Source organism: Neobacillus endophyticus (assembly GCF_013248975.1).
GTDB classification, from domain to species: domain Bacteria; phylum Bacillota; class Bacilli; order Bacillales; family Cytobacillaceae; genus Neobacillus; species Neobacillus endophyticus.
On record NZ_JABRWH010000001.1, the window covers coordinates 3,930,893 to 3,957,215 of the forward strand.

Sequence of the window (26,323 nt, forward strand, 5' to 3'; positions counted from 1 at the left end):
AAGCAAGTGGAGGGGAGATATTTATGGTAAAATTGTAAAACTATGCTATTATACAAATTATACAATTTGGAAAGGGGGCATTTCTGTGTCATTAGACAATGTAAAGACTCATTTTCAACAATGGAACAGAGAAAAAGATATTATGGAGTTCGATACCTCTAGTGCTACGGTAGATCTGGCAGCACAAGCAATCGGAGTAGCCCCTGCACGTATTGCAAAGACATTATCTTTCCGTGGAGAAGGGGAAAAGGCCATTCTGGTTGTGGCTGCAGGTGATGCAAAAATTGATAATAAAAAATTTCGTGAAGCATTTCGTTTAAAGCCAAGAATGTTAAATCCAGATGAAGTTCTTGAGCAAACAGGGCATGCCATCGGTGGTGTTTGTCCATTTGGATTAACAAATGAACTTGATGTTTTTATGGATATTTCACTGAAACGGTTTGAGACCGTTTTTCCAGCCTGCGGCAGCTCCAATTCAGCGATTGAATTAACATGCGAAGAAATTGTCCAATATTCATTTGCGAAGGGATGGGTTAATGTTTGCAAGGGCTGGGAGGAATCTCCTATAAACGAAAACATTATTTTAAGTAATGAAGTCATATAAGGTGGCTCCAAAATGAAGGCAGTCCTAGAAATAAGGAATGCCTTTATTTTGGTAAAATATTTGAATCCATTTTGCAATGGATGACTGTTACATTTAAACTACACTAATTCAATTTTCCCTCCACATATTCCCCGATTTCATCGATTGCCTGCTGGCCTTCTGGGATAGTAAATGTTTGGAATACATGCCACATATCGTCCCAAATTTTAATATCAACTTCGATACCGGCTTCACGAGCACGATTGGCAAGACGTACGGAATCATCGAGCAGGATTTCATCATTCCCTACTTGAATTATCATTGGAGGTAATCCTTCTAAATCAGCATAAATAGGCGATACTAGGGGATGCCGAGGGTCAAGATCACGAATGTATAGTTGGGGTGAAGCTTTCGTTGGTTCAGGCGAAAGCCATGGATCCGCTTCTTTTCGAGTGATCATTGAATCACCTGTGCCTTCTAAATCCGTCCACGGTGATAATAGCACAGTTGCAGCAGGAAATTTCTCACCCATATCCTTCAAGGATAAAAGAGTAGAAAGAGTAAGTCCGCCACCAGCTGAATCCCCGCCAATCACGGTTTTTTCAGGTGAATAGCCAGTGGAAATGAGCCATTGGTAGACACGGACTGCATCCTCCATCGCTGCTGGAAATGGATGTTCAGGTGCCAGCCGGTATTCTGGTACTAAAACTCGAGCTTTGGTTGAACGTGAAAGTTTTGAAGCTAAATATCGATGCGTATTGCAGCTGCCCATTATGTATCCGCCCCCATGCAGATAGAGAAATACGCGATCTTCCAACGCATTAGGAGCAGATACCCATTCTGCCTGGATCCCATCAATAATGGTTTTTTCAACTTTAATGTCCGGCGCCACAGGTGTCAGTGCAGACATTGCTTCTAATCCTTTTCGTGCAGCTTCAAGATTAAATTCTTGAGTTTGATTAGATGAAAAGCTTTTTAAATACTGTCTGATCATGATACTTTCTTGACTGGCCATTTCTTTTCCCCTTTCAATCGGAAATAACTGAATACGTATAAGTATTTCTCCATAATATTGGGTAAATCCTTTATTTAAAATGATGAAAAAAAGAACATGCCTCCTCTCATGAAAAAGGGAAGCAAGTTCTTGAAAAATAGATTATCTTGGAATAACTGGTTTAACAGATATTGCTGAAGAATAGGTGGTAATGATGCAGTCCTCCAGATTTTCAGGGTTTAAAAATCCTAGATGAATAGCGGATTTTATTTTTGATTCATTTGGTTTTTTTATCACTTCTATTAGGTCATTCATATTTAAATCTTCTAATCTTTTAACGGTTACCTCCTCGTTAAATTTTTCAGATTTGCGAATCTGTCTTTGAAGTTTGTAACCGTTAATAGTAATTTCACCCTTATCATTCGTTCCAATTAATTGATTGAAATAATGATGAAACGTATCTTTTAGTTTATTCATTTCCAATTCAATTTCTTTTTTCTGTTTGTTTAGTTCGTAGTATCTGTCAACCATTTCCCCTGTAATCAAGGACCCATTATTTTGCAACAAAATCCCCGCCTCCTTACGAACGTATTTTCTATATTATGGGCGTAAGCTTGAAAAAAGACTTCTTTTGTTAAAACATTTTTAGACAAATTATAATCTCTCATTTTTCATTATTTGTAGGTATATAGAAATAGATATGGTAGAATTGTAGTAAGAAAATTCAAATTAATTCATGGAGGGAAGCAAAATGAATGTGCCTTTAGTGTTGCCTGAGTTCTTGGATCGTGCAGTTCGGTTATATGGTGACAAACCTGCCGTGTATTGTGATGAACGTGTATTTACATACCGGCAGTTAAATGAACGCGTCAACCAACTGTCACATGGCTTAAAAGACTTGGGTGTGAAAAAAGGGGACAGAGTTGCATATCTTCCGCCGAATACACTGGAAATGCTAGAAGGTTTTTATGGAGTTTTTCAACTTGGAGCGATCATGGTACCGCTTAATATTCGTCTAAAGCCAGAGGATTATCTGTTTATTTTGAATCACAGTGAATCTAAGGTACTGTTCGTTGATCAGGATATTTATCATCTGATTGAACCAGTAAAAGAACAATTGGAAACAATTGAGCACATAATTGTTCAATATAAAGCTGATGAAACAAATGAAATCGATTACAACGAATGGTTATCCACCTATCCTAAAACAACGTTTACACGTGCGGAACTCGATGAAAATGATGTCTGCAGCTTGTTATATACGAGCGGTACAACAGGAAATCCAAAAGGTGTCATGCTGACGCACCGTAATAATTACCTCCATGCCCTTTGCACGATGCATCATTTACGCGTCACTGATAAGGATGTATACTTGCATGTTCTACCTATGTTCCATGTTAATGGCTGGGGCTCGCCGTTTTATTATACTGCAAACGGAGCTACCCATATTTGCTTGAAAAGCGCCACACCTGAGTCTATTTTTAACGCGATCCAAGAACATAAAGTATCGGTTTTGCACATGGCACCTACCGTATTAAATTCTTTGCTTCAGTTTTATGAAAAAAACATCCTGGAAATCGAGCAGGATGTCCGTGTAGTTATTGCCGGATCTGCACCTCCTCCAGCTTTTGTAACTCGGGTTGAAAAAGAACTTGGCTGGGAGTTCATTCAAGTGTATGGGATGACGGAATCTGCTCCGCTAAGTTTGGTCTCTTCAATCCTCGCCCAGCTTGATCTCCTTTCACCAGGGGAAAAAGCAAGAATGAAAGCAAAAGCAGGGTATCCCATGATTGGATCCGATGTTCGAGTCATTAATGAGAACGGGGAAGAAGTTGTCCATGATGGAAAAGAAATTGGCGAGGTGGTGACGAGAAGTCACGGTGTCATGCAGGGATATTGGAAAAACCCTGAGGCTACAATGGAAACGATTCGAAATGGATGGCTGCATACTGGGGATATGGGAACCATTGATGAACATGGGTATATTGATATCGTTGACCGAAAGAAAGATATTATTATCAGTGGTGGTGAAAATATCTCATCGATTGAAGTAGAAGGTGTATTGTATGAATACCTGGGAGTTCTTGAGGCAGCAGTAATTGCAGTTCCCCATGAGAAATGGGGAGAAACGCCTCATGCCTTTGTTGTGCCAAGAGAGGGCCACTCTATTACTGAGGCTGAGATCATAGCTTTTTCACGTGAAAAGTTAGCTCATTTTAAAGCGATTACGGGAGTAACGTTTGTGGAGGAGTTGCCCAAAACGGCCTCAGGAAAAATACAAAAAGTTCATCTCCGGAATGAATATTGGAATAGTCATGGGAAAACAGGTCGTTTTATAAATTAATAGCTGAAATCAACCGTCGGAATCTAATGTTCCCGGCGGTCTTTTTATAATGAAAGTTTTTTACACCACTTTTTTCCATCTCACGATATACTATAAATGATTTTGTTTATTTTATCCTTTTAATCTTTCAAAATGGAGGAGAACAAATGGGAGAAAAGAAATCGGCATTGTTGGTTATCGATTTACAAGAGGGGCCGCTTTATGGGACATACAAACGGGATGAAATTATTTCAGTTATCCAAAACATGATTACTAGAGCAGAGGAAAATCAGATACCAATTATTTATGTTCAACATGAAGAAGCGGCAGGCAGTTTTTTGGAGAGAGGCACACCGTTTTGGCAATTTACTAAGGGAATTTCTCCAAAACCATCGGATATTATTATTCACAAAAAAAGCACGGATTCTTTCTTTGATACAACTTTAAAGCAGGAATTAGATAATTTAGGGATTACAAATTTAATTGTTGTAGGTGCCAAAACAGAATATTGCGTTGATACGACATGCCGTAGCGCTGTTACACAAGGATTTAATGTGACATTGGTGGCAGACGCCCATACTACTGGGGAAGGGGTGATCGCGGCAGATTTGATTATTCAACATCATAATCAAAATTTAAACTCAGTAAAAACAGTGGATCATCATATTTCCGTAATCACTTCGGAAAATGTGAGATTTTGAATAAACACATAAAGAAATTTGATGTGATTATCTAAATTCAAAGCCCAACCTTTCAAAAAAGGTGGGCTTTGAATTTTATCGGAAAGACAGGACTTGAACCTGCGACACCTAGCACCCCATACTAGTGCTCTACCAAGCTGAGCTACTTCCCGAGAATTGAAAAATCATATTTATTTTAAGTATATTGAAATTTCGGAACGGTTTCAACTAAAATACTGTAAAATTTGGAATAGTTTGATTTTTGTTGCAAAAAACAAAGGATTAAGAACTTTTGTTTGTGTGAATTTTTAAAATATACTATAATTTTACGAATAACATTTTGTTCTTTATAGAGCGAATGAAGGACAATTCGCAGAATCCAGGGATACCTTCTATAATAAGATATCCATAAAAGAATGATCATTATTAGGACTTTTCATATACAGCTACCACATCCTATTCGGATAAAAGCACCGCTCAAAGACTGTATGAGAAAACGGATTTCTTCGTGAGGATAATTATTTTTCTTTGTCATAATCAGCACCCAGCCATTTTATCACAAAATGCGGGATATTCGCCTATGCTTTATCTCATTTTTAACATAGTCTAGACTGTAACCTATTTCAAAGGAGGATGCTCAAGTGAATGACATGAGACAATTTATGGGCGGCATGGGAGGATTTCCTGGAACAATTGGAGGAATGGGTGGATACCCAGGTTTTAGTGGAGGAATGGGTGGCTATCCTGGATATATTGGGCATCCAGGCTATCCTGGCTACGGTGGCTACGGTGGATACCCTGGTCATAGCAGTTATGGGATGATGGGGGGATTCCCTGGTGGCATGGGAGGCTTCCCTGGACCATCAGGTATGAGCAGCATGGGAGGATTTCCAGGTTCAGCAGGTATGAGCAGCATGGGAGGCTTCCCTGGATCATCAAGTATGAGCAGCATGGGAGGCTTCCCTGGATCATCAGGTATGAGTGGCATGGGAGGCTTCCCTGGACCATCAGGTATGAGTGGCATGGGAGGCTTCCCTGGATCATCAGGTATGAGTGGCATGGGAGGTTTCCCTGGATCATCAGGTATGAGCAGTATGGGAGGCTTTCCTGGTTCAACCGGCATGGGAAGTATAGGTGGAGCTACAGGTTCAACTGGCTTCTAACGTAATAGTTTTAATCATTTAATGGAAGGGTTTAGAGTTTAAGTCAGCTTAAGGGGCTTTTATTTAGCTCCTTTTTACCGTTTTTAGGTTTTATAGTGGAGGTTAAAAATGGAAAAGTTTTCAGCAGATAAAGATGGGGTAAGTCTAGAATTTTATCATTCAATTGACCGGCCGTTATTTGAAGGTTATTTTCTATTGGAAGATCAGAAACGATTTACTGCGCATCCTTCTAAAGCAATAGCTATATGTGAAATGGAAACTGATCGATTTCCGATCAAGATTCTACATAACCGTCAACTCGCAGGCTTTTTTGTACTGCATGGCTGGAAAGGTGTAAAGGAATATTCCAGTAATCGACAAGCCCTTCTTTTACGTGCTTATTCGGTCGACATGTTATTTCAGGGTAAAGGCATTGCACAAAAGTCACTCCAGTTACTTCCGGAATTTGTCCAAATTAATTTTCCGTTGGTGAATGAAATTATTTTGGCTGTAAACGAGGATAATATACGAGCCCAGCATGTCTATAAAAAATGTGGATTTACTGATCACGGTGTAAGGGCAATGGGAAGGACGGGACCCATGTTCATTTATCATTTAAAAATAGAGTGAAATTTGGATCTTTTATTTTAATAATCTGAATATCTTGGATAATATATTATTCACTGCAAGAAAAATACTTAGAAAACCCCATGACCATATAAGGAAATGGGGTTTAGGTGTTATTTTGAAAGAAGTTCGTTTAAATGTTTTAGGCCGGCTTCTCGATTACCGGAAATTTGCTTTTCTCTTTCCTGATCTTTCTTTAGCTTTTGTATTGCATTTGACAAAACTTCTTCTTCTCTTGCTTGAGGAATGACAACAACTCCGTCGGCGTCACCAACAATAATATCGCCTGGATGTACTGTCATGCCGCCACATGAAATGGGAATATTCATTTTTCCTACTCCTGCTTTTCCACTGGAAAAATCCCCTTTCAATTGCAGATGTTATAATTGTACAATGATTCAAATTAACCAAAAAATAAAATGATTTTCTTAAGAAAAAAATACTGCCAGAATTCCAGCAGTATTTTTTAAATGATACTAGCTTTTCCGGTCCAACTGTCACTAAAGTCTGAGTCATAAATCGTACAGATTGGAATGATGATCGGAACCACATCTCCATTTTGTTCGCCATATCCTTGATTCCTTTTATAGGATACGAACTGGTCAATGAACTGATTGGGTCCCATATTTAAGATCGAAGCATGATCAAACGTATTAACCTTTATGCCTCCAATGTTCACAACCATCGGTGCAAAAATCACCTGATCACCTCATTAGATAATACTGTTTTTAGCTGTGTTACTGTCGTTTACATCAGGATCGATTACCCATGAAATTGGAATATAAATCGGGGATATATCGCCGTTTTGCTCTCCAACTCCCTGGTTCCGTTTATATGAAACAAATTGATCGAAAAATTGGCTGGGACCAAGGTTTACGAGGGAAGAATTGTCCAATGAATTTACCTTAAATCCTAAAAAATTGATGGCCATTGGGGCAAAATTCAATTTCATCACTCCCATTTATATTTTTTTCTTAGGTGAATCAATTTCATAATTTCCTTTTTTAAAAAAGTCTAGATTGTCCCTAACGGGACTTATTCAATTTTTTAAAACTACGCTACTTGTTGTTGCGGGCATTCTAACATTTTTCTGATACGATCAACTGCTAATTTTGAGGCATTATAAACTAAGGTGACTAAGTCAAAATGAACTTTGGCACGCTTTCCTGTTCGATAACGAACATTGTCTAGTTGAAAGTATAACTTGAGATAAGCATTCACACGTTCCACAGCGGTACGTCGTTTAAAGACAGTTTTCCAAGCTTTCGAACCACGGGCCGGTGCTGTATATTTTCGAAGATCTGTCGTGATTTTTATTTTATAGGTCTTTTGGCAAATACCCTCATTGGCTAAAGGGCAATTTTTACATTCTTTTGGATGTGTATATTTGAGAGTTTTGTATTTCGGATCGAAACTATCATATCGATACGAGTGTTCCCGGAAACAAGTGGGGGCGAAATGTTTATCAAAACCTTCTATCTCAGGTTCATTACGCTTGTTATAGGCAATAACAGATTGGTGACCCATCCGGTGAATTTGTTCATAAATCGGTTCGTAATCATACCCAGCATCCATCGTATGGTACCGTAAAGTTGAAAGTTGAACACGCTCTTGAATTCCTTTTAATAAAGGAATCGCAGCCTTTCCGTCATTCAAATTACCAGAAGAGAAAAGCGATTGAAGAATATATTGGCTTTTTGTTCCAACAGCTAAATGAGCCTTATATCCATACCAAAATACGTTCTTTCCTTCGCTGTTTTTCTTTACACCCCACTCAGGGTTTTTGGGAATTTCAGCACGAAGATGATCTAAAGTAACGTCTAACTGTTCTTCAATTTTCTTTTCAAAAAGAGGTAGATTGGTTTCGCGATCAGCTTTTTCAATCAACCATTGTTCTCTTTCTTCTTTCGATTTACGCCCACGTTTCTTAGGTTCGTTTTTTGGTTTTTCCTCTTTTTGAGGTGCCTGATCTTTTGCTTCAAAGTGTGTGGCATCAAGAGCTACTGTATCATCAGTGACAAATCCTTCTGTAATGGCTTGATAAAGAATCGTTTCCTTAACCTTTTCAAGAACGTTAGATTCACTGAGGATTGTCACCATTCTTGAATAAGCTGCTTCTGAAGGTACAGTATCAGAAACCAAAAATCCGCAGTCTAGACGGAAAACCATGTCATTTTTTAATCTCATCACCAAATCTTTAATAAAAGGAATTCGTTCCATTAATCGGGCAACTAAAGAGTAAATCATAGCTGCATAGTTCAGTTCAACAGGTCTACCAAAACGAGATTTCTTCGTTACCACAGAGAAGATTGGTTCAATGTTGATAGCAGAAAAAACAGCTTCAAAACGATGGGTAGGTTCTAAATCGTATAATTCTTGTAGTCCAAATAGGCTTCCTTGTCTTATAATAGCCATAGGGAGTCTTCCTCCAGTCTTATAAGTTTGTGTGGTGCTTACTTATTTAGACATTTTGGGGAGGTACTCCTTTTTTTGGTGTTTAAAAGCCTTGAGCCCGTAGGGCTCAGATTTTTGAAATTGATTCAGGTATATTATATTTTTCGATTTATTTTAATGGAAGGTGAATCAATTATTTCGTCATCATAGACAGTGGTTATCGGGATGATGGTTGTGCAAAAGTCTGCCATTTGCTGGCCGAATCCTTGATTCTTTTTCCCGCTGACATTTCTTTTGATATGAAAATTCGAACCAAAGGATAAATTACTTTTATGATCAGGGCTTCCAATTTTAATTTGCTCAATATTAACGTTGGTAGGGAGGAAAAACACCTTATATTCTCCTTTCTGTTTCATATACATGAAAAGGGAGTACTTTTGCATTTTTATAATATATTCACAGTGATCTAGAGAAAGACCATTCATTAAATTTAAGCAAAAAAAGAAAGTGGCGGCAGCCACTTTTTAAAGAAGGAAAAACTTAATGGGTTAATAAAATTATATGCTGGTTTTGGACGTGCATGTAGTGAACATGTCCATACTTCGTAAAATGTGCATCAGCCAATTTTTTGAATTAGTTCTATAGAGTTATTTGCAGGAGAATTTACTAGGGAAGAAACTTCGTATGCTTCCATTTCGTTCTCGTCATAGGGTTCTAGCAGTCTCTGTAGTATTTGCATATCAGTTATAGATGGGTTTAACCAGGTTTTTTCATCATCCTGCCTAAGAATAACTGGCATACGGTTATGAATATCTTCCATCAGCTTATTGGGGATGGTCGTAATAACAGAACAAGTATAGTGTGATTTTCCTTCTGGTGATTTCCAATGCTCCCAAATTCCAGCCATTGCAAACAATTCTTCAGATTTCAGTTTAATTCTCATAGGGGATTTTGTTTTAGTATCTACTCTTTTCCATTCATAAAAACTGTCTGCAACTATTAAACAACGTTTCTTCCTGAAAGCATGACGAAAACTGGGTTTTTCCGGGAGTGTTTCAGCACGGGCATTAATTAATTTATTGCCGATCGAAGGGTCTTTAGACCAAGGTGGAATTAGGCCCCATTTTAAAAAACCCATTCGGTTTGAAATGCCATCATTAATAATTGCCAATACAGACTGGGATGGTGCTATATTATAACTGGGTGAATAGTTTTCTTCATCCAAAAAAGATTGAATGGCAAAACGGTCGATTAATTCCTCAATAGTGGCAGTTAATGTGAAGCGGCCGCACATGAAAATCACTCCAATATTAAATTTGAATCTAATTAATGTTCGAGAATTTCTTTCATTATTATAACGAAAAAGAGGGAAGAGTTTAAATGATTGATATTAATAAAGCATATCGGAATAGAATTGGTTTTCCACAGAATGAAGAGATTTCCTTTGAAAAATTGGAGCAAATTCTTGAGCTATCGGCAAAAATGATTCCTTTTGAGAACCTGTGTATTATGAATCGGAATTTACGGAAATTAACAAAGAAGAATGTGGCAGATAAAATTTTAATGAGACAAGAGGGAGGTCTTTGCTATGAGCTTAATACACTCCTTTACTTCTTTTTATTAGAAAATGATTTTGATACTGAACTTGTCTATGGGGCGGTATATAATCGTGAAACGCAATCTTGGAGTAGGACAGGTAGAACACACGTCTTAAATATAGTAACACACGAAGGCCAGAAATTTTTAGTGGATACAGGATTTGGCGGAAACCTGCCGTTAAAACCCGTCCCGTTAAATGGCGATGTGGTCGTGTCCCGCAATGGAGAGTTTCGAGTTCAGAAGACAAAAAGTGAGTATGGAGAGTATATTTTTGAATTGAAGTTGAAAGACAGGGATACAGATTGGCGAATAGGGTACGTATTTGATCCTGTACGTCCGATTGAAGATATTGCTGATTTAAATTTGGTACAGCAAATTATTGCCGAAAGCCCGGATTCTTCATTTAATAAAGGGCATTTAATGACGAAATTCACAGAAAACGGAACAGTGACGCTAACAGATTCATCTATGACACAACGTTTTAATGGAGATGAAATCAAGGAGAAAGTGGAGTGGCAAGCCTTTATCAAACTGGCTAAACAGCATTTTGGAATTGAGATTAAATAATAAGAATGGCGATTTCAAATTACTAGCAAAAACCTATGCCAACGGACCTTAGTTTAGGGCCCCTCTTAAGAATTACTTTTATCCTTTATCACTTTAAATATTGAAAGAAAATTTAGAAAATGGTAAAATGAAATTGTTTAAATTCTTCTGAGTTTAGACCTCCTAATGTGAGAGCTTAATTTGCTCTCGTTTGGACCTTTGACAATTGATCAAGGGTCTCTTTTTTTTGATAAAATGGAGTTTGCATCTGTTTAGAGCAAAGATAAGATAAAGCATGTTTTTGATACGATCCTTTTAAATGGACGGGGCAGAAGGAACAAAGATTCCGAGAAAATGTACGCGTATTTCCTTTGTAGTTGAACAGAGGATAAAGTTATTTCCTCCGGGAGAATGGAGCAGCGGGACCGGTTATCTACTTAAGCACCGCGGAGAATCATGGGACAGTCAGTGAATGCATATTGCTTAATTTGAAGCCGGTGGTTTGCTTTAAAACTTAGCCGAAAGGTAAAAAGGTGATTTTATGGATTTTCGAACAGTTGATCAATGGGACGAAAAGGTATGGAAAAATGTCTGCTTTATATATGAACAGGCATTTGGGAATAAAGGAGCAAAGCCAGAGAAAATTATTCGTCATATGTTCCAAAAAGGAATTTGTTATTTACATATCGGATCTAAAAATGGAGAAGTTATTTCAATGGCCATAACAGGAAAACTTAATGGTATTAACGCATTATTGATTGACTATTTGGCTGTTCGCCAGGAAATGCGCGGAAAAGGGCTTGGTCAGGAAATGATCCAATATATTAAAGAATGGTGTCTTTCTGCCTCTCATTTCAACAGTCTGATTATTGAGGTAGAATCCGATATTTCTTCTGAAAATTTGGCCAGGGTTCATTTTTGGGGAAAATGCGGCTTCCATCTAACAGAATATATTCATCATTATATTTGGGTTCCAGAACCCTATCAAGCGATGTATTTGAAATTACGTGATGAAGTGGTAGTGCCTGAAACAGGTGAAGAATTGTTTAAATATATAGGTCATTTTCACAAAACTTCTTTTCGAGGCGCGTGATGAAAAAAGTTTTTCCCAGTATGCAGGTTTTATTTTAATAGGTGTAGTAAATAATACTTATGGTTAAATTGAAAAGGAGTGTTAAAGATGAGAGGTCAAGCAACCCCATATCTAATGTTTGATGGAAATGCGCGGGAAGCATTGGAGTTCTATAGGAGTATTTTCGGAGGAGAATTATTAAATTTGCAAACGTATGCGGATGCAGGTTATAAGGATGCTCCAAATGCCAACGACCGGCTGATTCACGTTCAATTTAAAAAGGATGATCTATTTATCATGGCGTCTGATTGCTTTCCTGGACAATCTGTTGTTGTAGGCAACAACGTTTCTTTAGCTCTTGATCTGGAGTCAGAGGAAGAAATTCAAAAAATATATGATGCTTTAAAAGAAAATGGTAAGGTTCACATGGAGCTGCAGGATACATTTTGGGGAGCTAAGTATGCAAAAGTTGTAGATGCGTATGGTGTCATTTGGGACCTCAATCACCAAAAATCATAATAGTAATAGAAAAAAGCACTTTCGAGTGCTTTTTTATTTTGATTAGGGAAAGATTTATTAGCTTCATATAGACATGTTAATCTAAAAAGCGGTTTTTCCATTCAGGTTTTGGAAGCATACAGCTTTCTGTTTTTCCAAACCATCTGTAACGGTTATGGGCAATGATTTCGTATACCAAATCCCTTAGCATCGGCGGGACAAAAAGAAAAATAGAAAATAACTTCCAAAAACTGTTTAATTGACGGGATACCAGTAATGCTGCGGTTGATTTATAATAGACCTTCTTATTCTTGATTAAAACAAAGCTATCGACCGCAATATCCATTTTATACTTTTTTATGAGATTTTGAGCGGTTTTTCCCTGAAGAGAGGCGAATTTAAAATATCCCTTCCGGTCTCTTTTTATAATGAATTGAACACTGCTGTTACAAAGATGACACTCACCGTCAAACAAAATAATTTGCTCCACAACATCACCAGCCAAAATGATCTAAAAGTATTCTTAGTTTAACACAAATGGATTAGATAAGATTTAAAATACATGAAAAGAGGTAATGGGAAATATGTGGGATAATGAGTTAACAAGGCTATAAGGGACGAAATTTCCAATTGTGCAAGCGCCGAAGGCAGGAGGAATAACATCCCGCTGCAAAATGAATTAACGAAAGCCATTCTAAAAGCTTCCTCCGCCAAGCAAACAAAGGAATACATGTGTCTATGGGCCAGACAAAACCTAAGATTAACACGAAAACTAACAGCCAGCCAGCTCATCCATAAAATAAAAAAATGGTCGATAATATCCTATAAACCAAAACAGGGCAATACCTTTGAACACAAAATCAAAGATATTGCCTAAATTAATAAAATGTCCACCCCAGACGAACAAAATTTGCATTTTGTCCACGAGCGGTGCCTGACACCCGATATAAAGCTTGTTTCATTCTAAGCCGAGAAGAGGGAGAGGGTGTTATTGTTATGTCATGTGCACGGTTTTTATGTGTTGAAGGTTTAGGTAGACTGGTTCTTCTTTGGCGGTGATGAGTTCGACGAAGTTGTTTTTGATTGCTTGGATTTTTCCCATTACGTTTTCGTTTTCACCAATGTTGAAGACGATTAGTTCCCCCATAAGTTTTTCAATTTGCACTTCAAATGATCGTGCGAATGTAATGTTACTTGGGTTTACTGGCAGGCTGGAATTGTTCAATCCATATGGCCGTTGGTTGTTAGTGTATGGGATTAACCATTTTAAATGACTAAGGGAAATAAACATTGTTTTGTATATAGGGGAGTAGAATACAAAGTAATTATTCATAATGCTGATAATATATCCGTGTAGTGCTTGTTTACTCGTAACATAGATTTCTGTGAAAATTCCTTTTGCGGAGGTAAGTGTTTTTCGTAAAGAAATTTCTTCATTGTGATTATATATAGGTGTTGGTTCATTACTAAATGTGATTTCATCAATCTCATCCTGTTTTAAGAACTGCCAATTTTGGATATGGATGGTGGGGATATATAGATAATCGAATCCATTAAATACAACCCATAAATCACTGCCTACATCCACTAACAAACCACTGAAAAATTTCTTACCTGAAATTTCAAGTTTAATGTACTTTCCGATATTTTCCTTCAATCCTGATCACATCCTTTCATATCAAAGATCTTTTTTCAAAATGAGAAGGGCCTACATGTTGTCTGTTTATGTTATATTGGTCTTTTGAATTTTTTACCCTACTCATCATCTGGAATAATGGTTCAATGTTAATTTGCATAGAGGATCCGAAGTATTTTTTCATAGCTGATCAGTTAAATAATTAGAGATTTCTTTTAGAGTCGTGAATCGCTGTTTCTGCTGAACCATCCATCAAAAATTGATGGTCTGGAATTTTCTTTTGTAGGAATTGGTTCACCTAAAAATCTAAAGGTTCTGATCGGCTGTTCAACTGGAAGGTTTTCATTTTTCTTTTCAATACTTGGTTCCTGTGTTTTATTGACCGTTTTAGCAATTTCAAGTTTTTGAACTGATTTCACTTCTTTTGAGAGTTTTTGAGTATCTTCTTTTTTCGTCGTATTAACTGCCTTTTCTTTTTCTTTTTTCTTTTCCTGCTTTTTGTTGATTTGTGCCTGTTCTTCTCTCATTTTCTTTATTTCATTTTCCATTTTCTTTGTGACAGATTCATTAAGTTTACTATTTGCATTTTTAATTGGCTGTGACCAGACTCTAACTGGTTGTTTTAGTTCTTCTTTAATAAATTTAATAGGAGCTTCAGGTTGAACTTCTACTTTCACGTCCTCTGCCAATAAAACTGGTTCATCTTTTAGCACTCTTTTAGGCTCTTCTTTAAGCGCTTCTTTAAGCACTTCTTTATGCACTTCTTTAAGTTCTTCATTAAGTTCTTCATTACGCTCTACTTTAAGTTCTTCTTTACGTTCTACTTTGCGCTTTTCAATACGCTTTTCAATACGTTCTTCTTTAGACGCTACTTGAGAAGCACTTTTTGATGCTGCAGCTTCTTTTGGCTGTTCTGCAGGAATGTTGATAGGTTGAGACCAGCCTGCTTTTTTCAGTTCGTTATCTTGATTGATGGAAACCTCTTGTTTAGATTCAGGATCATTGACCATAATAATTTCGTTATTTTGGTCAATGAACTCATCCTCCACTGTCATAACTGGGCTAGCATAGCTAAGTTGTTCATTCTTTGCTTCTGATTGATTATTTTCTTCTTTTGTTTCTGAATTTTCTTGTTCCTTCATCTCACCTTTTATTACATTAGCAATATTTGAATTTTGTATTAAAATACCATCTGCACCATTAATTAATGTAATAAAATCTGCACCAACCTTACTTAAAATGCCTGAGAATTTTTGTTTGCTGGTGCAAAAAATTGTTACCCAGGAATTAGTAAGTGAGTCTAAAACTTGCTTCAAGCTTTGTGTTTTCAGGTATTCGGATGTTATTTCTTCACCTTGGAATTGCTTTGTATTTTTTGTGATTGCTTGAATTTGGCTAATATTATAGTAAAAGATGTAATTATTTTCGTTTTCGATGATGACATGATCTGGTTCAACAGAAATTAGTTTTCCTTTATATACTTGTTCGCCAACATATAGGCTTACATTAAAACCGATTAATGAATTCAATGTAGATTTAAATTGATCTACACTCATTTCTTTGTCCTCCTTTTGGATAATGATGTCGCTTCTCTTTTCGAGAAGCGACAATGATGTTACCTTTCCTTATTTCTTGCGTATTGGTTGGATGACTCTGATTTTACCACACGGTTGCGGGCCTGTTGTTTGTCATCATCAGACATTTTGGCTTGATTATTTTGTTTATCGTCAGATTGTTGTTCCTCTTCTTTTTCAATTTTTAATCCATAGCTGATATTGCGAATATGGAACATAGATAAACGGACGATTTCCTCTTTATTAATTAAGGAAACAAAATGCTGGTTCACATCGCTTAAGACACCTTCTAATTTTTCAGGGCCGCCGCGATTAATTTTTACCCATTGGAATTTCAAAGCTTCTAAGAGAGTGTGAAAAGTATTCGCTTTTTTGAATTCGAAACCTTCAGGAACTTCAATATTAAATTCCAATTGTTCCTTTGCATTCTCCGTCACACTTTTTATGTGCTGAGTTGCGTAATAAACGACTCCATCATCTTCTGTGATGATAACTAAATGGTCGTCATACACATCTAATAGCTTTCCGATTCTTGATTCTGGGCCGCCGCGATCAATTTTAATAATTTTTCCGACCATAGACTTCATCATATCTCTATTCATAAAGTGTTTTTCCTCCTTTAAGTTAAATAAACATTTACACTGCATCTATATGTATCATGGCATGATGTTGTACTAATAAAGGAGCCTTTTTTCATGGATTTGATAAAAAATAGGCAAATACAGTATATGACTTTTTTCATAAACTTGAAGATTAATTAATTGTTTCTTTTATATTGCTTTAAGGGTAAAAAAATAATGAAGTTAATCCAATCTATTCCTTCTTTAAGATATAGGCTTCATTAACGAATTCACGTTAATTTTTAGATTATTTGGTCAAGCATCACTTCTTCATATTTTCCTAATTTGTAACCGCCTTAAGTTTTAAATATGTAGTTTCTGATCCATGGTTGAATAAATAAAAAAAATAAATGTTTGTCTATATCAAATGGTCCTATGTTCCCATAAATTAAAAATGAAATACAAAATAAAAGAAAGTGGTGGGCATTTGGTTATGAAGATGGAGATGGAGGAATTACTTGCTGAAGCAAATGCAAATGGGCCAGTAGCTTTTCTAGATAATGATACTGCTGAAGGACAAAGACGCAGCAGAGGCAGCCGTGGATCAAGAGGTTCCCGAGGCAGCAGAGGCAGCCGTGGATCAAGAGGTTCCCGAGGCAGCAGAGGCAGCCGTGGATCAAGAGGTTCCCGAGGCAGCAGAGGCAGCCGTGGATCAAGAGGTTCCCGAGGCAGCAGAGGCAGCCGTGGATCAAGAGGTTCCCGAGGCAGCAGAGGCAGCCGTGGATCAAGAGGTTCCCGAGGCAGCAGAGGCAGCCGTGGATCAAGAGGTTCCCGAGGTAGCAGAGGCAGCCGTGGATCGAGAGGTTCCCGAGGCGGCAGAGGCAGTCGCGGATCGAGAGGCTCCCGAGGCAGCAGAGGCAGTCGCAGATCAAGAGGTTCTCGAGGCAGCCGTGGATCGAGAGGTTCTCGAGGCAGCAGAGGCAGTCGCGGATCGAGAGGTTCTCGAGGCAGCAGAGGCAGCCGTGGATCGAGAGGCTCCCGAGGCAGCAGAGGCAGTCGCGGATCGAGAGGCTCCCGAGGCAGCAGAGGCAGCCGCAGATCAAGAGGTTCTCGAGGCAGCCGTGGATCGAGAGGTTCTCGAGGCAGCAGAGGCAGTCGCGGATCGAGAGGCTCCCGAGGCAGCAGAGGCAGTCGCGGATCGAGAGGTTCTCGAGGCAGCAGAGGCAGCCGTGGATCGAGAGGCTCCCGAGGCAGCAGAGGCAGTCGCGGATCGAGAGGCTCCCGAGGCAGCAGAGGCAGCCGTGGATCGAGAGGTTCTCGAGGCAGCAGAGGCAGTCGCGGATCGAGAGGTTCTCGAGGCAGCAGAGGCAGTCGTGGATCAAGAGGTTCTCGAGGCAGAGGCAGTCGCGGATCGAGAGGTTCTCGAGGCAGAGGCAGTCGTGGATCAAGAGGTTCTCGAGGCAGAGGCAGTCGCGGATCGAGAGGTTCCCGAGGCAGCAGAGGCAGTCGTGGATCAAGAGGTTCCCGAGGCAGCAGAGGAAGCCGCGGATCGAGAGGTTTTCGAGGCAGAGGAAGCCGCGGATCAAGAGGCAATCGCGGATCGAGAGGTTCTCGAGGCAGGGGAAGCAGAGGTTCAAGAAGGTAAACTTCATATTGTGATAATAAAGCCGGAAAAACAAACCGGCTTTATTTTTTATGTTAGCTTGGTTAAAGCTCAGAATTAACTGGCGTAGAAATTAACCATTAAGAATAACAGAAGGGAACTTTTAGTTTACATTTATAGGAACCTTTAAGCTTAATATTAACGACTAGGTAAGTGTTCAGGTTTTCTAATAAAAATATTTCTAGTTAACTGCTGATTTATCAAATTACAAGATATTCGTTTAGTTCATGCATGTACGAAAGGACGTACTATATACCAAGCTTAAGGGAAGGATTTAAAGACACATATGAAACTCTATGAAAGGAGTTAAAATTTTTTATGTATCATCTATCGACGGTGATCATCACCATTATGGCTTTTATATTTACAATGGCAATGATATTTATCCGTCCGAAAAATATAAATGAAGCAATACCGGCCGCAATTGGAGCTGTTTTGGTATTTCTTAGCGGCAGTGTTTCGATTGGAGATTTACAAGATATTAGTTCTAAAGTAACAGGGGCAGCTATTACCATCATTGCAACAATCGTAATGGCAATCGTGCTTGAAAGCTTTGGATTTTTCAGCTGGACAGCAGCCCTTATGTTAAAAATATCAAAAGGATCAGGGAAACGATTATACTGGTACACATTACTGCTTTGTTTTTTGATGACACTTTTCTTTAATAACGATGGCAGCATATTAATAACAACACCAATCTTAATTCTCATCTTAAAGAATATTGGCTTGAAAAATCATCAGAAAATAGCCTATTTATTAAGCGGCGCATTGATTGCAACGGCTTCAAGTGCCCCAATTGGTGTAAGCAATATTGTAAACCTCATTGCATTGAAAATAATTGGTATGGATCTTTACTTGCAAACAGAAATGATGTTTGTTCCTGGCGTGCTAGGTTTGCTGTTTTTATCTTTTCTCTTGTATCTCGTATTTAAAAAAGATATCCCTGAAGAAATTAATCTTCATTCCTTTTCAATCCCGCTGCAAAAAAATATGCGTTACCATCCGTTACAGAAAAATAATGAAAATTTATTTAATCAACAAAAAAATCTGATGATCAAGATGCTTATGTTCGTATTTGTGGTCAGAATTAGCCTCTTTATTGCGTCATTCATTGGCATATCTGTATCATTAGTTGCGGTATTAGGCTCTGTTATATTGTTGATCTGGCGTTGGATTTATTTAAAAGTAAGTCCGAAAGATGTAGCAGGCAAAATTCCATGGCATATTTTGATCTTTGCGTTTTGCATGTATGTCATCATTTTCGGTTTAAATAATATAGGATTAACCCATATTTTATTAACATATCTTGAGCCATTAGTTCACGATAGTTTATTCCATGCCAGTTTAACTATGGGTATGATCACAGCGTTGTTAGCTAATCTTTTCAATAACCATCCTGCTCTGATGGTAGCCACCTTAACTTTAACAAAAATGGGGCTTGATCCTCTCATAACGAAAACAGTGTATTTAGCCAATATCATTGGGAGCGACATGGGTTCTTTAATCCTTCCAATCGGAACATTAGCCACCTTAATTTGGATGAATATTTTAAAGAAACATAAAATAAGGGTTACTTGGCTGGAATATATTAAAGTAACCATCATAGTCATTCCACTTACCTTAATTTTTACACTGATCGGCCTATATTTTTGGTTATTACTTGTTTTTGTACATTAATCAAATAGGGGAGTAGAACAGGAAATTGTCGATCATATTCTATGTAAAAAAGGAAAAACGCGAACCATTATCCTGAAAAAAATACAAACATCTTAATATATTAGATTAAAGGATCTCATTCTTTATATGGATAGGATGGATGTAAAATGAATAGACGTTTAGCTGACATCCAAAAACGCGTAAAGAAAGAGCACAAGGATATTACCAAATATATCAAACATGTATTTGAAGCATTGGATAAGAAAGCGGAGGACCATCGGAAACTGGCAGCATTAAATGCGTTGGCGGGGATTAAAATAAAAGGAGAAGAGGAGAAGACCTTTTACGAAACCATTAATGAAACTAAAAAACTTCTACTAGATGTGTTAGAAAAAACAATTGCCGATTTTGACCATCAGGGAGATAAGCATTGGGATAAACACTATAAGGATGGAGTAAAAGAATAAGATATCAGTAGAGGAAGTAAAGCAGTATCCATGATGATACTGCTTTTACTATCGTTAGCTAATGCATTAGTGATTTCCCTTTTTTATAATATTGAGCTAATACTTCTTGAGGAACCATACTGCCTCCGGTAGCCCAAATGATATGTGTTGAGTTTTTCATTTTTTTAGCTAATTGATGGTTTAGCAGATATTTATTGCCTTCTTCCATTAATTTAACGGGTCCACTCATACCTGCCAAAGCTGAGGGCTCTAAATGAAGGTTCTCTGTATCTGCAAGATTCTTTAACATGATAAATAATTGTTTATCACTGACAGTATAAATGCCGCTTAAAAATGGTTCGATTAATTTGCCGATAAATCCAGATGGCCGACCCACTGCAAGTCCGTCAGCTTCAGTTATATTGTCAATCCCAAAGTCATAAACAGAAATCTGATCATGGAGCCCAGTCATCATGCCGAGCAGCATACATGGAGAGTGAACAGGTTCAGCAAAAAAACAATGAACATAATCACGAAAGAATAACTTTAAGCCAAATGCAACACCGCCAGGACCACCGCCTACGCCGCATGGAAGATACACAAATAATGGATGATTTTCATCTACTTGAATATTTTGATCATTTAGCTGTTTTTGTAAGCGGAGAGCCGCTACAGCGTATCCAAGAAAAAGATCTGGGGAATTTTCATCATCAATAAAGTAGCAGTCGGGATCCGACGCTGCTTGGCGGCGTCCCTCGGCTACTGCTTTACTGTAATCAGAAGTGTATTCGACAACAGTCACATTTTTACTTCGAAGCAGATCTTTTTTCCACTGTTTGGCATCTGTTGACATATGAACGGTCACGTTAAAGCCAAGTTTCGCACTGATTATCCCAATACTTAACCCCAGATTTCCGGTGGAACCTACGGCAATCGTATATTGGGAGAAAAATTCTCTAAACTTTTCACTAGCTATGATGGAGTAATCATCATCAAGCGACAGCATTTGGTTTCCGATCGCAAGTTCTTCAGCATGTTTTAACACTTCATAAATGCCGCCTCTTGCTTTAATAGATCCAGATATCGGCAAGTGGCTATCACATTTTAATAACCATTGACCTAGAAGGGGCTGACTCGAATTCAGCTGGATTTTTTGTTTCATTTGAGAAATTTTCGTGAGGGGAGATTCAATAATTCCATTGTCCGCCGAAGTTTCAGGAAATGCTTTAGCTATGTAAGCGGCAAACCGTCCTAACCTTGCTTCCGCGTCCTGAACATCCTGAATGGTAAATGGTGTCTTTTTCATTCCAATTTCATATTTTTCAAGATGTTGATTGAGCCAAAATACTTCTTTTAATGAGATTAAATGATCGATTAACGGATGAGGACAGTTCTTCAGTATGCTTTGTATTTTAAAGTGAGTCATCACAAGGCCTCCTTAACCATTTCAGTAACACCAGTTTAACATAAGATGTCCGAAAAGACCGTTGAAGAAAGATCAACAAAAGGCAATAAAGACATAGAAAAAACCCCCTTTCAAACTTTAATATTGAAAGGGGGTTTTGATCGTGCTCACTGGGAAAATTCTAGATTAGATTAATACCAATATCCTCCCATGAAGCTTGCTCCTACAATGATTAGGAGAATAAACAATACAACGATTAATGCAAAACCTGCACCATGTCCGCCACCGCTCATATTTTTCACCTCCAACGTCTTTATTACAGATTATGTTGAAGGAAAAGGGGACGTATAGACAAACATGCCAATTTTCTGCAGAAATTTTATTAATTAAAAATTAATTATTTTGGGCTTCAGCCGATTCTACAAACTCATTTCCACGTGGCATAAATCCGAATGGTCCTCTTGGGCCCAATTCAGCCCTGTGAAGTACTACAATTTCTGCAATACGAATACCTAGTGTCAGATGCTGAGGCCCCATTCTGTTTTGTAAAAGGATTACATCTTTACCTACACTAATTAGTCTTCCATTGAAATCTCCACGTGTAGTGATCACATTTACTTCCTCTTCTACAAGGTTTTGGGCAAAAGAATGAAAAGTGTTTTCGCTCATTTTCAATTACATCCTCCTCTCAGGAATAGTAAATGCAATGAAAATAAAAATGGTATGATTTTTTTAAAATTTTTTATTATTGGTTAGATTCATGCAAGTTACTAGGATTTATATTCCGGTGGACAATACTACGAGTCAAATCATTTTCATCCCTTAATTTAAAAAAGGAAAATAAAAAATCCTAAACAAATGATTTAGGATTTTTTATTTTCCTTGTATACAAATGACACTTAATGTCGCTGCAAGGAGTGACACAAAGGAGATGTGCAGCAGCACCGAAACTAGGTGCAGTTGAGTATATATTAAAATTCCTCCACTCAATCCTTGAAGAAGAATCAGTACGATCGAAATCAGACTTAATCGATAGACATCAGGACGCACAGTACGAACTTTTCTTGCCATACGAACAAGCAATAGTATAAAGACAATTAAAAATAAGGCAAATAATCGATGAATCACATCCACCCAATAAGTATTTCCAACATCTGAGAAATGTTCAGTCGGGAAAGGGAACCCTTTGAAGCTTCCTCCAGAACCTGTTTTTGCCACATAGCCGCCAAAATAAATGGCTGCATACAAAAAGATAAAAGTGAACCAAGAAAAGATGTTGAGAGAAGAGGGAACATGTCCACTATAACTTATTTTCTTTTCTTCGTGATAGATCGCATAAGCGATATTGACTAAAGCGGAAAAAGAAATAAGAGCAACACCTAAATGCGCTGCAAGCAGCATAGGGGATAGAGCAACCATTACTGTCAATGCACCTAAGGTTGATTCCCCAAGAATTCCGAACACAGCAAAACCAACAAGCCATTTCATACGAGGTGATTTATAACGAAACCACGCGATGAATGAGGTAATAAATAACAAAATACTGGCGAGTCCAACCACAATTCGGTGTGTGTATTCGATCACAGAATGGTAGTCGTAAAAATTAGGATACAGTTTTCCATTACATAAAGGATAACCGCTTCCGCATCCCATTGCCGATTGAGTTTGTGTATCAACAAAACCAATGATATTGACTAAAAATATTGTAGCTGCGGCTGTAAAAGCAAGCCAGAAGTAACGCATTTTTTCACATCCTAAATATACTTACGAGCACCGGAAATACTGTTCCAATGTTTGCAATTTAATCGATCCGAGACAATCGGAATAAAGAAGGGGCTTCTCCTTGCACATCTATTTAGAAGGCAAAGAGAAGCCATATAAAAATATTATACATATTTTTGGCTAAAATTCTTTTTTTATGTGTGAACAATTTGTGTCAAATGTTCAAATCGAGTGGGGGAGAGTCATATCTAATTTAAGCCCCGTATTCCATTACTCTTATTGAACAATTTCATTGAATGACATAATCCAAATGGATCCCACAACAATGGTGCCAACGAAGATAAGTCCTAATACTAATGCCATTACATTATAGCGAGGACCTTCACCATCACGAATATGCATAAAGAAGAATAACTGAATGACAAATTGCAAAACAGCTGCGAACAAGATACTAACGACTAGAGCTGATTTTGCCATCATATGATTTAATACAAGGACAAGGGGGATAATCGTCAAAATGATTGAAAAAACAAATCCAGTGACGTATGCCTTTACTGACCCGGTATGTTGTTCATGGTTTGACATATTACATCACCCCCATTAAATAAACAACAGTAAAGATGAAAATCCAGACAGCATCTAAAAAGTGCCAGTATAAACTAATGATTGAAATTTTACGTGTCGTAACAGAAGTAATTCCTTTACGAGATACTTGAAAAATCAATCCGATCATCCAAAAGATACCAAACGTTACGTGAAGTCCGTGCGTACCAACTAGAGTAAAGAAGGAGGTAAGGAAAGCACTTTTGGAAAGGGTAGCTCCCTCAGCAGCCATACTAGCAAACTCATGGATTTCCATACCAACGAAAGTAGCACCTAAAAGAAGTGTGATGACTAACCAGCCGATCAGACCTTTTTTATTACCTTTATGCATTTGTAAAACAGCTAAACCGCTTGTAAATGAGCTTATTAATAAAACAAACGTTTCAATAATAAATCCTGGTACATCAAAATCTTTTCCTGTAAATCCGCCATTTGTATGTGAATGTAAAACTGCATAGGTAGCGAACAAAGTAGCGAATAATAAACAGTCAGTTACAAGGAAAATCCAAAAGCCTAAAACTTTTAACCCTTCATGGTCAACATGACCATGATCATGGTCAGAAACATGAGCACCAATGCTATGTTGCATGTTTATAACCTCCTAATTAGCAGTTCGTTGAACTGAAGCGTATCGCTTTTGCGCTAATGCCTTTTCAGTTCGTTCGATTTCTTCGACAGAAATATAATAGTCGGTGTCATATTGGAACGAGCGTGCGAATAATGTAAGGACTACACCAATTAAACCGACAACACCCATCCACATCCATTCGAAAGTAAAGCCAAATCCAGCTACAAACCAGAAACCAGACATGATGAAAGGAATACCAGAATTCTTAGGCATATGAATTGGTTCATATTTAACAGGTTGCTCCTGATAAGTGCCGTTTTTCATTTCTTGTTTTTGATACCACCAAGAATCGCGTCCTTTTACATCTGGAAGGATTGCGAAATTGTATACTGGAGGAGGGGAAGGAATTGACCATTCTAATGTGCGTCCATCCCACGCATCTCCGGTAACATCACGTTCACCATGTTTAATGCTGTAAATAATTTGCCATGCTTGAAAGATAAAGCCGATACCCATTAAGAAAGCACCAACAGTTGAGATAAAGTTAAGCGGAGCCCAGCCCATATCCCATCCCATAGTCGCGTTGTAAGTGTAAATACGACGAGTCATACCCATGAATCCAAGTGCATATTGCGGCATGAAACAAACATAGAAACCAATTTGCCATAACCAGAATGCCCATTTGCCTAAACGTTCATTTAATTTAAATCCGAAAAGTTTTGGCCACCAGTAATATAATCCTGCAAGGTAACCGAACACAACACCACCGATTAATACTTGGTGGAAGTGGGCGATTAGGAAGTAACTGTTATGGTACTGATAGTCAGCAGGAGCTGCAGCAAGCATTACACCTGTTGCTCCACCAACAAGGAATGTTGGGACAAATGCATAGAACCAAAGTAAAGGCTGTGTCACGGTAATACGGCCGCGATACATGGTGAAAATCCAGTTAAAGATTTTAACACCTGTTGGAATCGCAATAATCATTGTACAAATAGCGAAAACGATATTTACGTCAGCGCCGGCACCCATTGTAAAGAAGTGGTGGACCCAAGTAAAGTAGGAAACAACACTAATGGCAATCATGGAGAAAACCATTGAGCCATAACCAAAGATACGTTTTTTAGAGAAGTTGGCTACCACTTCAGAGAATACACCGAAAGCTGGTAAAACAACGATATATACCTCAGGGTGACCCCACATCCAAATTAAGTTAACCCACATCATTGGGTTTCCGCCGCCATCCATTGTAAAGAAGTGGCCGCCGAATAAACGGTCAATTGTTAACATAACAAGTGAAACAGTTAAAATTGGGAATGCCCCTAAAATCGCAATGGAAGATGATAATACTGACCATGTGAATAAAGGCATATCACGTAGACGCATACTAGGAGTACGCATTTTTAAAATCGTAACGATAAAGTTGATACCAGTTGCTAAACTACCGATACCAGAAATCTGAATCCCCCAAATCCAGAAGTTCTGACCAGGACCTGGACTAAATTGAGATTCTGATAATGGAGGGTAGGAGAGCCATCCTGCACTTGCAGAACCACCGATTACGAATGAAATATTAAAGAGCATTGCACCGATGAAGAATAACCAAAAGCTTACCGCGTTTAAGAACGGGTACGCAACGTCACGTGCTCCAATTTGCAATGGAACAACCATGTTAAATAGTGCAAACATAAATGGCATTGCCATGAATAAAATCATGATTGTACCATGTGTTGTAAAAATTTCATTATAGTGTTCAGAAGCTAAAAAATGACTATTTGGTACAGCTAATTGAAGCCTCATTAAAATGGCGTCTACGCCACCGCGGAAAAGCATAAGTAATGAAGCTAAAAGATACATAATACCAATTCTTTTATGGTCAACAGTTGTAATCCATTCTCTCCATAACCAACCCCATTTTTTAAAATAACTGAGGTAAAAAATAATGGCGATAGTTACTAATACAATGGACACATCTGCCCCATAAATCATCGGATCGCCTGTAACAAAAAAATGCGATGTATTCATGCCAAAA

Annotated in this window: 30 protein-coding genes and 1 tRNA gene; 11 read left to right on the top strand and 20 right to left on the bottom strand. The window is 38.0% G+C overall.

The features are described 5' to 3' along the window. Window positions 1-85 precede the first annotated feature (85 nt). Window positions 86-604 carry a YbaK/EbsC family protein gene (locus HPT25_RS19310; protein ID WP_173067912.1) on the top strand — a complete coding sequence of 173 codons (519 nt, stop codon included), beginning with the start codon at window positions 86-88 and terminating at the stop codon, window positions 602-604. A gap of 103 nt (window positions 605-707) precedes the next feature. On the opposite strand, the gene HPT25_RS19315 is transcribed toward HPT25_RS19310, so the two are convergent. After that, entirely contained in the window at window positions 708-1,598 is an 891-nt protein-coding gene (locus HPT25_RS19315; RefSeq protein ID WP_173067915.1) for an alpha/beta hydrolase, read from the bottom strand. Between the two features lie 141 nt (window positions 1,599-1,739). After that, entirely contained in the window at window positions 1,740-2,144 is a 405-nt protein-coding gene (locus HPT25_RS19320; RefSeq protein WP_246277235.1) for a hypothetical protein, read from the bottom strand. A 184-nt stretch (window positions 2,145-2,328) separates the two neighbouring features. Here HPT25_RS19320 and HPT25_RS19325 point away from each other — a divergent pair, with 184 nt between their 5' ends. Beyond that, complete coding sequence (locus tag HPT25_RS19325) at window positions 2,329-3,921, top strand: long-chain-fatty-acid--CoA ligase (RefSeq protein WP_173067918.1); 1,593 nt, start codon at window positions 2,329-2,331, stop codon at window positions 3,919-3,921. Between the two features lie 146 nt (window positions 3,922-4,067). Next, window positions 4,068-4,601, top strand: a complete 534-nt coding sequence (locus HPT25_RS19330) for an isochorismatase family protein (RefSeq protein ID WP_173067921.1) — start codon at window positions 4,068-4,070, stop codon at window positions 4,599-4,601. 78 nt (window positions 4,602-4,679) lie between these two features. Here the strand turns inward: HPT25_RS19330 and HPT25_RS19335 are convergent. Beyond that, a tRNA-Pro gene (locus tag HPT25_RS19335) sits at window positions 4,680-4,753 on the bottom strand. Between the two features lie 477 nt (window positions 4,754-5,230). On the opposite strand from HPT25_RS19335, the gene HPT25_RS19340 reads away from it, so the two are divergent. Then, window positions 5,231-5,743 carry a hypothetical protein gene (locus tag HPT25_RS19340; protein WP_173071289.1) on the top strand — a complete coding sequence of 171 codons (513 nt, stop codon included), beginning with the start codon at window positions 5,231-5,233 and terminating at the stop codon, window positions 5,741-5,743. Window positions 5,744-5,851: 108 nt separating this feature from the next. Continuing rightward, a complete protein-coding gene (locus tag HPT25_RS19345) occupies window positions 5,852-6,352 on the top strand; it encodes a GNAT family N-acetyltransferase (RefSeq protein WP_173067926.1) in 501 nt (166 codons plus the stop codon). A 110-nt stretch (window positions 6,353-6,462) separates the two neighbouring features. Here the strand turns inward: HPT25_RS19345 and HPT25_RS19350 are convergent, their stop codons facing one another. From HPT25_RS19350 to HPT25_RS19375, 6 genes are all read right to left on the bottom strand, one after another. Next, window positions 6,463-6,720, bottom strand: coding sequence for an RraA family protein (locus HPT25_RS19350; RefSeq protein ID WP_281368218.1), 258 nt, complete (start codon window positions 6,718-6,720; stop codon window positions 6,463-6,465). Window positions 6,721-6,815: 95 nt separating this feature from the next. Further along, a complete protein-coding gene (locus HPT25_RS19355) occupies window positions 6,816-7,049 on the bottom strand; it encodes a hypothetical protein (protein ID WP_173067932.1) in 234 nt (77 codons plus the stop codon). Window positions 7,050-7,061: 12 nt separating this feature from the next. Next, window positions 7,062-7,301 carry a hypothetical protein gene (locus tag HPT25_RS19360; RefSeq protein WP_376767983.1) on the bottom strand — a complete coding sequence of 80 codons (240 nt, stop codon included), beginning with the start codon at window positions 7,299-7,301 and terminating at the stop codon, window positions 7,062-7,064. Window positions 7,302-7,402: 101 nt separating this feature from the next. After that, window positions 7,403-8,764 carry an IS1182 family transposase gene (locus tag HPT25_RS19365; RefSeq protein WP_173060338.1) on the bottom strand — a complete coding sequence of 454 codons (1,362 nt, stop codon included), beginning with the start codon at window positions 8,762-8,764 and terminating at the stop codon, window positions 7,403-7,405. A 134-nt stretch (window positions 8,765-8,898) separates the two neighbouring features. After that, on the bottom strand, window positions 8,899-9,159 hold the full coding sequence (locus HPT25_RS19370; protein WP_217269764.1) for a hypothetical protein: 261 nt from the start codon (window positions 9,157-9,159) through the stop codon (window positions 8,899-8,901). 200 nt (window positions 9,160-9,359) lie between these two features. Beyond that, on the bottom strand, window positions 9,360-10,037 hold the full coding sequence (locus tag HPT25_RS19375; RefSeq protein WP_173067941.1) for an SOS response-associated peptidase: 678 nt from the start codon (window positions 10,035-10,037) through the stop codon (window positions 9,360-9,362). An 86-nt stretch (window positions 10,038-10,123) separates the two neighbouring features. On the opposite strand from HPT25_RS19375, the gene HPT25_RS19380 reads away from it, so the two are divergent. The 3 genes from HPT25_RS19380 to HPT25_RS19390 all read left to right on the top strand — a co-directional run bounded on the left by HPT25_RS19380 (window position 10,124) and on the right by HPT25_RS19390 (window position 12,479). Beyond that, window positions 10,124-10,909: an arylamine N-acetyltransferase family protein gene (locus HPT25_RS19380; RefSeq protein WP_173067944.1), complete on the top strand. Its 786-nt coding sequence runs from the start codon at window positions 10,124-10,126 to the stop codon at window positions 10,907-10,909. A gap of 520 nt (window positions 10,910-11,429) precedes the next feature. Continuing rightward, window positions 11,430-11,981, top strand: a complete 552-nt coding sequence (locus tag HPT25_RS19385) for a GNAT family N-acetyltransferase (protein ID WP_173067948.1) — start codon at window positions 11,430-11,432, stop codon at window positions 11,979-11,981. 87 nt (window positions 11,982-12,068) lie between these two features. Beyond that, window positions 12,069-12,479, top strand: a complete 411-nt coding sequence (locus HPT25_RS19390; RefSeq protein ID WP_173067951.1) for a VOC family protein — start codon at window positions 12,069-12,071, stop codon at window positions 12,477-12,479. Between the two features lie 76 nt (window positions 12,480-12,555). Here the strand turns inward: HPT25_RS19390 and HPT25_RS19395 are convergent, their stop codons facing one another. From HPT25_RS19395 to HPT25_RS19410, 4 genes are all read right to left on the bottom strand, one after another. Then, a complete protein-coding gene (locus HPT25_RS19395; protein ID WP_217269765.1) occupies window positions 12,556-12,963 on the bottom strand; it encodes a thiol-disulfide oxidoreductase DCC family protein in 408 nt (135 codons plus the stop codon). A gap of 489 nt (window positions 12,964-13,452) precedes the next feature. Continuing rightward, on the bottom strand, window positions 13,453-14,115 hold the full coding sequence (locus HPT25_RS19400; RefSeq protein ID WP_173067958.1) for a YwrJ family protein: 663 nt from the start codon (window positions 14,113-14,115) through the stop codon (window positions 13,453-13,455). 194 nt (window positions 14,116-14,309) lie between these two features. Further along, entirely contained in the window at window positions 14,310-15,650 is a 1,341-nt protein-coding gene (locus tag HPT25_RS19405; RefSeq protein WP_173067961.1) for a DUF2642 domain-containing protein, read from the bottom strand. Window positions 15,651-15,709: 59 nt separating this feature from the next. After that, entirely contained in the window at window positions 15,710-16,270 is a 561-nt protein-coding gene (locus HPT25_RS19410) for a YwrJ family protein (protein WP_173067964.1), read from the bottom strand. Window positions 16,271-16,788: 518 nt separating this feature from the next. Here HPT25_RS19410 and HPT25_RS19415 point away from each other — a divergent pair. From HPT25_RS19415 to HPT25_RS19425, 3 genes are all read left to right on the top strand, one after another. Further along, entirely contained in the window at window positions 16,789-17,952 is a 1,164-nt protein-coding gene (locus HPT25_RS19415) for a coiled-coil domain-containing protein (protein WP_173067967.1), read from the top strand. A 257-nt stretch (window positions 17,953-18,209) separates the two neighbouring features. Beyond that, entirely contained in the window at window positions 18,210-19,568 is a 1,359-nt protein-coding gene (locus HPT25_RS19420) for an arsenic transporter (protein WP_173067970.1), read from the top strand. Between the two features lie 146 nt (window positions 19,569-19,714). Beyond that, on the top strand, window positions 19,715-20,014 hold the full coding sequence (locus tag HPT25_RS19425; RefSeq protein WP_173067973.1) for a hypothetical protein: 300 nt from the start codon (window positions 19,715-19,717) through the stop codon (window positions 20,012-20,014). A gap of 58 nt (window positions 20,015-20,072) precedes the next feature. Here the strand turns inward: HPT25_RS19425 and dsdA are convergent, their stop codons facing one another. The 7 genes from dsdA to HPT25_RS19460 form a co-directional block, all read right to left on the bottom strand. Next, window positions 20,073-21,419, bottom strand: coding sequence for a D-serine ammonia-lyase (dsdA, locus tag HPT25_RS19430; protein WP_173067976.1), 1,347 nt, complete (start codon window positions 21,417-21,419; stop codon window positions 20,073-20,075). A gap of 170 nt (window positions 21,420-21,589) precedes the next feature. Next, complete coding sequence (locus tag HPT25_RS19435; RefSeq protein ID WP_173067979.1) at window positions 21,590-21,691, bottom strand: YjcZ family sporulation protein; 102 nt, start codon at window positions 21,689-21,691, stop codon at window positions 21,590-21,592. 100 nt (window positions 21,692-21,791) lie between these two features. Beyond that, window positions 21,792-22,067 carry a DUF2642 domain-containing protein gene (locus HPT25_RS19440; protein WP_173067982.1) on the bottom strand — a complete coding sequence of 92 codons (276 nt, stop codon included), beginning with the start codon at window positions 22,065-22,067 and terminating at the stop codon, window positions 21,792-21,794. A 204-nt stretch (window positions 22,068-22,271) separates the two neighbouring features. Then, complete coding sequence (locus HPT25_RS19445) at window positions 22,272-23,141, bottom strand: COX15/CtaA family protein (protein ID WP_173067984.1); 870 nt, start codon at window positions 23,139-23,141, stop codon at window positions 22,272-22,274. A 255-nt stretch (window positions 23,142-23,396) separates the two neighbouring features. Further along, on the bottom strand, window positions 23,397-23,705 hold the full coding sequence (gene cyoD, locus HPT25_RS19450; protein ID WP_173067987.1) for a cytochrome o ubiquinol oxidase subunit IV: 309 nt from the start codon (window positions 23,703-23,705) through the stop codon (window positions 23,397-23,399). Between the two features lies 1 nt (window position 23,706). Further along, window positions 23,707-24,312, bottom strand: coding sequence for a cytochrome o ubiquinol oxidase subunit III (cyoC, locus tag HPT25_RS19455; protein WP_173067990.1), 606 nt, complete (start codon window positions 24,310-24,312; stop codon window positions 23,707-23,709). Between the two features lie 12 nt (window positions 24,313-24,324). After that, complete coding sequence (locus tag HPT25_RS19460) at window positions 24,325-26,316, bottom strand: cbb3-type cytochrome c oxidase subunit I (protein ID WP_173067993.1); 1,992 nt, start codon at window positions 26,314-26,316, stop codon at window positions 24,325-24,327. Window positions 26,317-26,323: the final 7 nt, after the last annotated feature.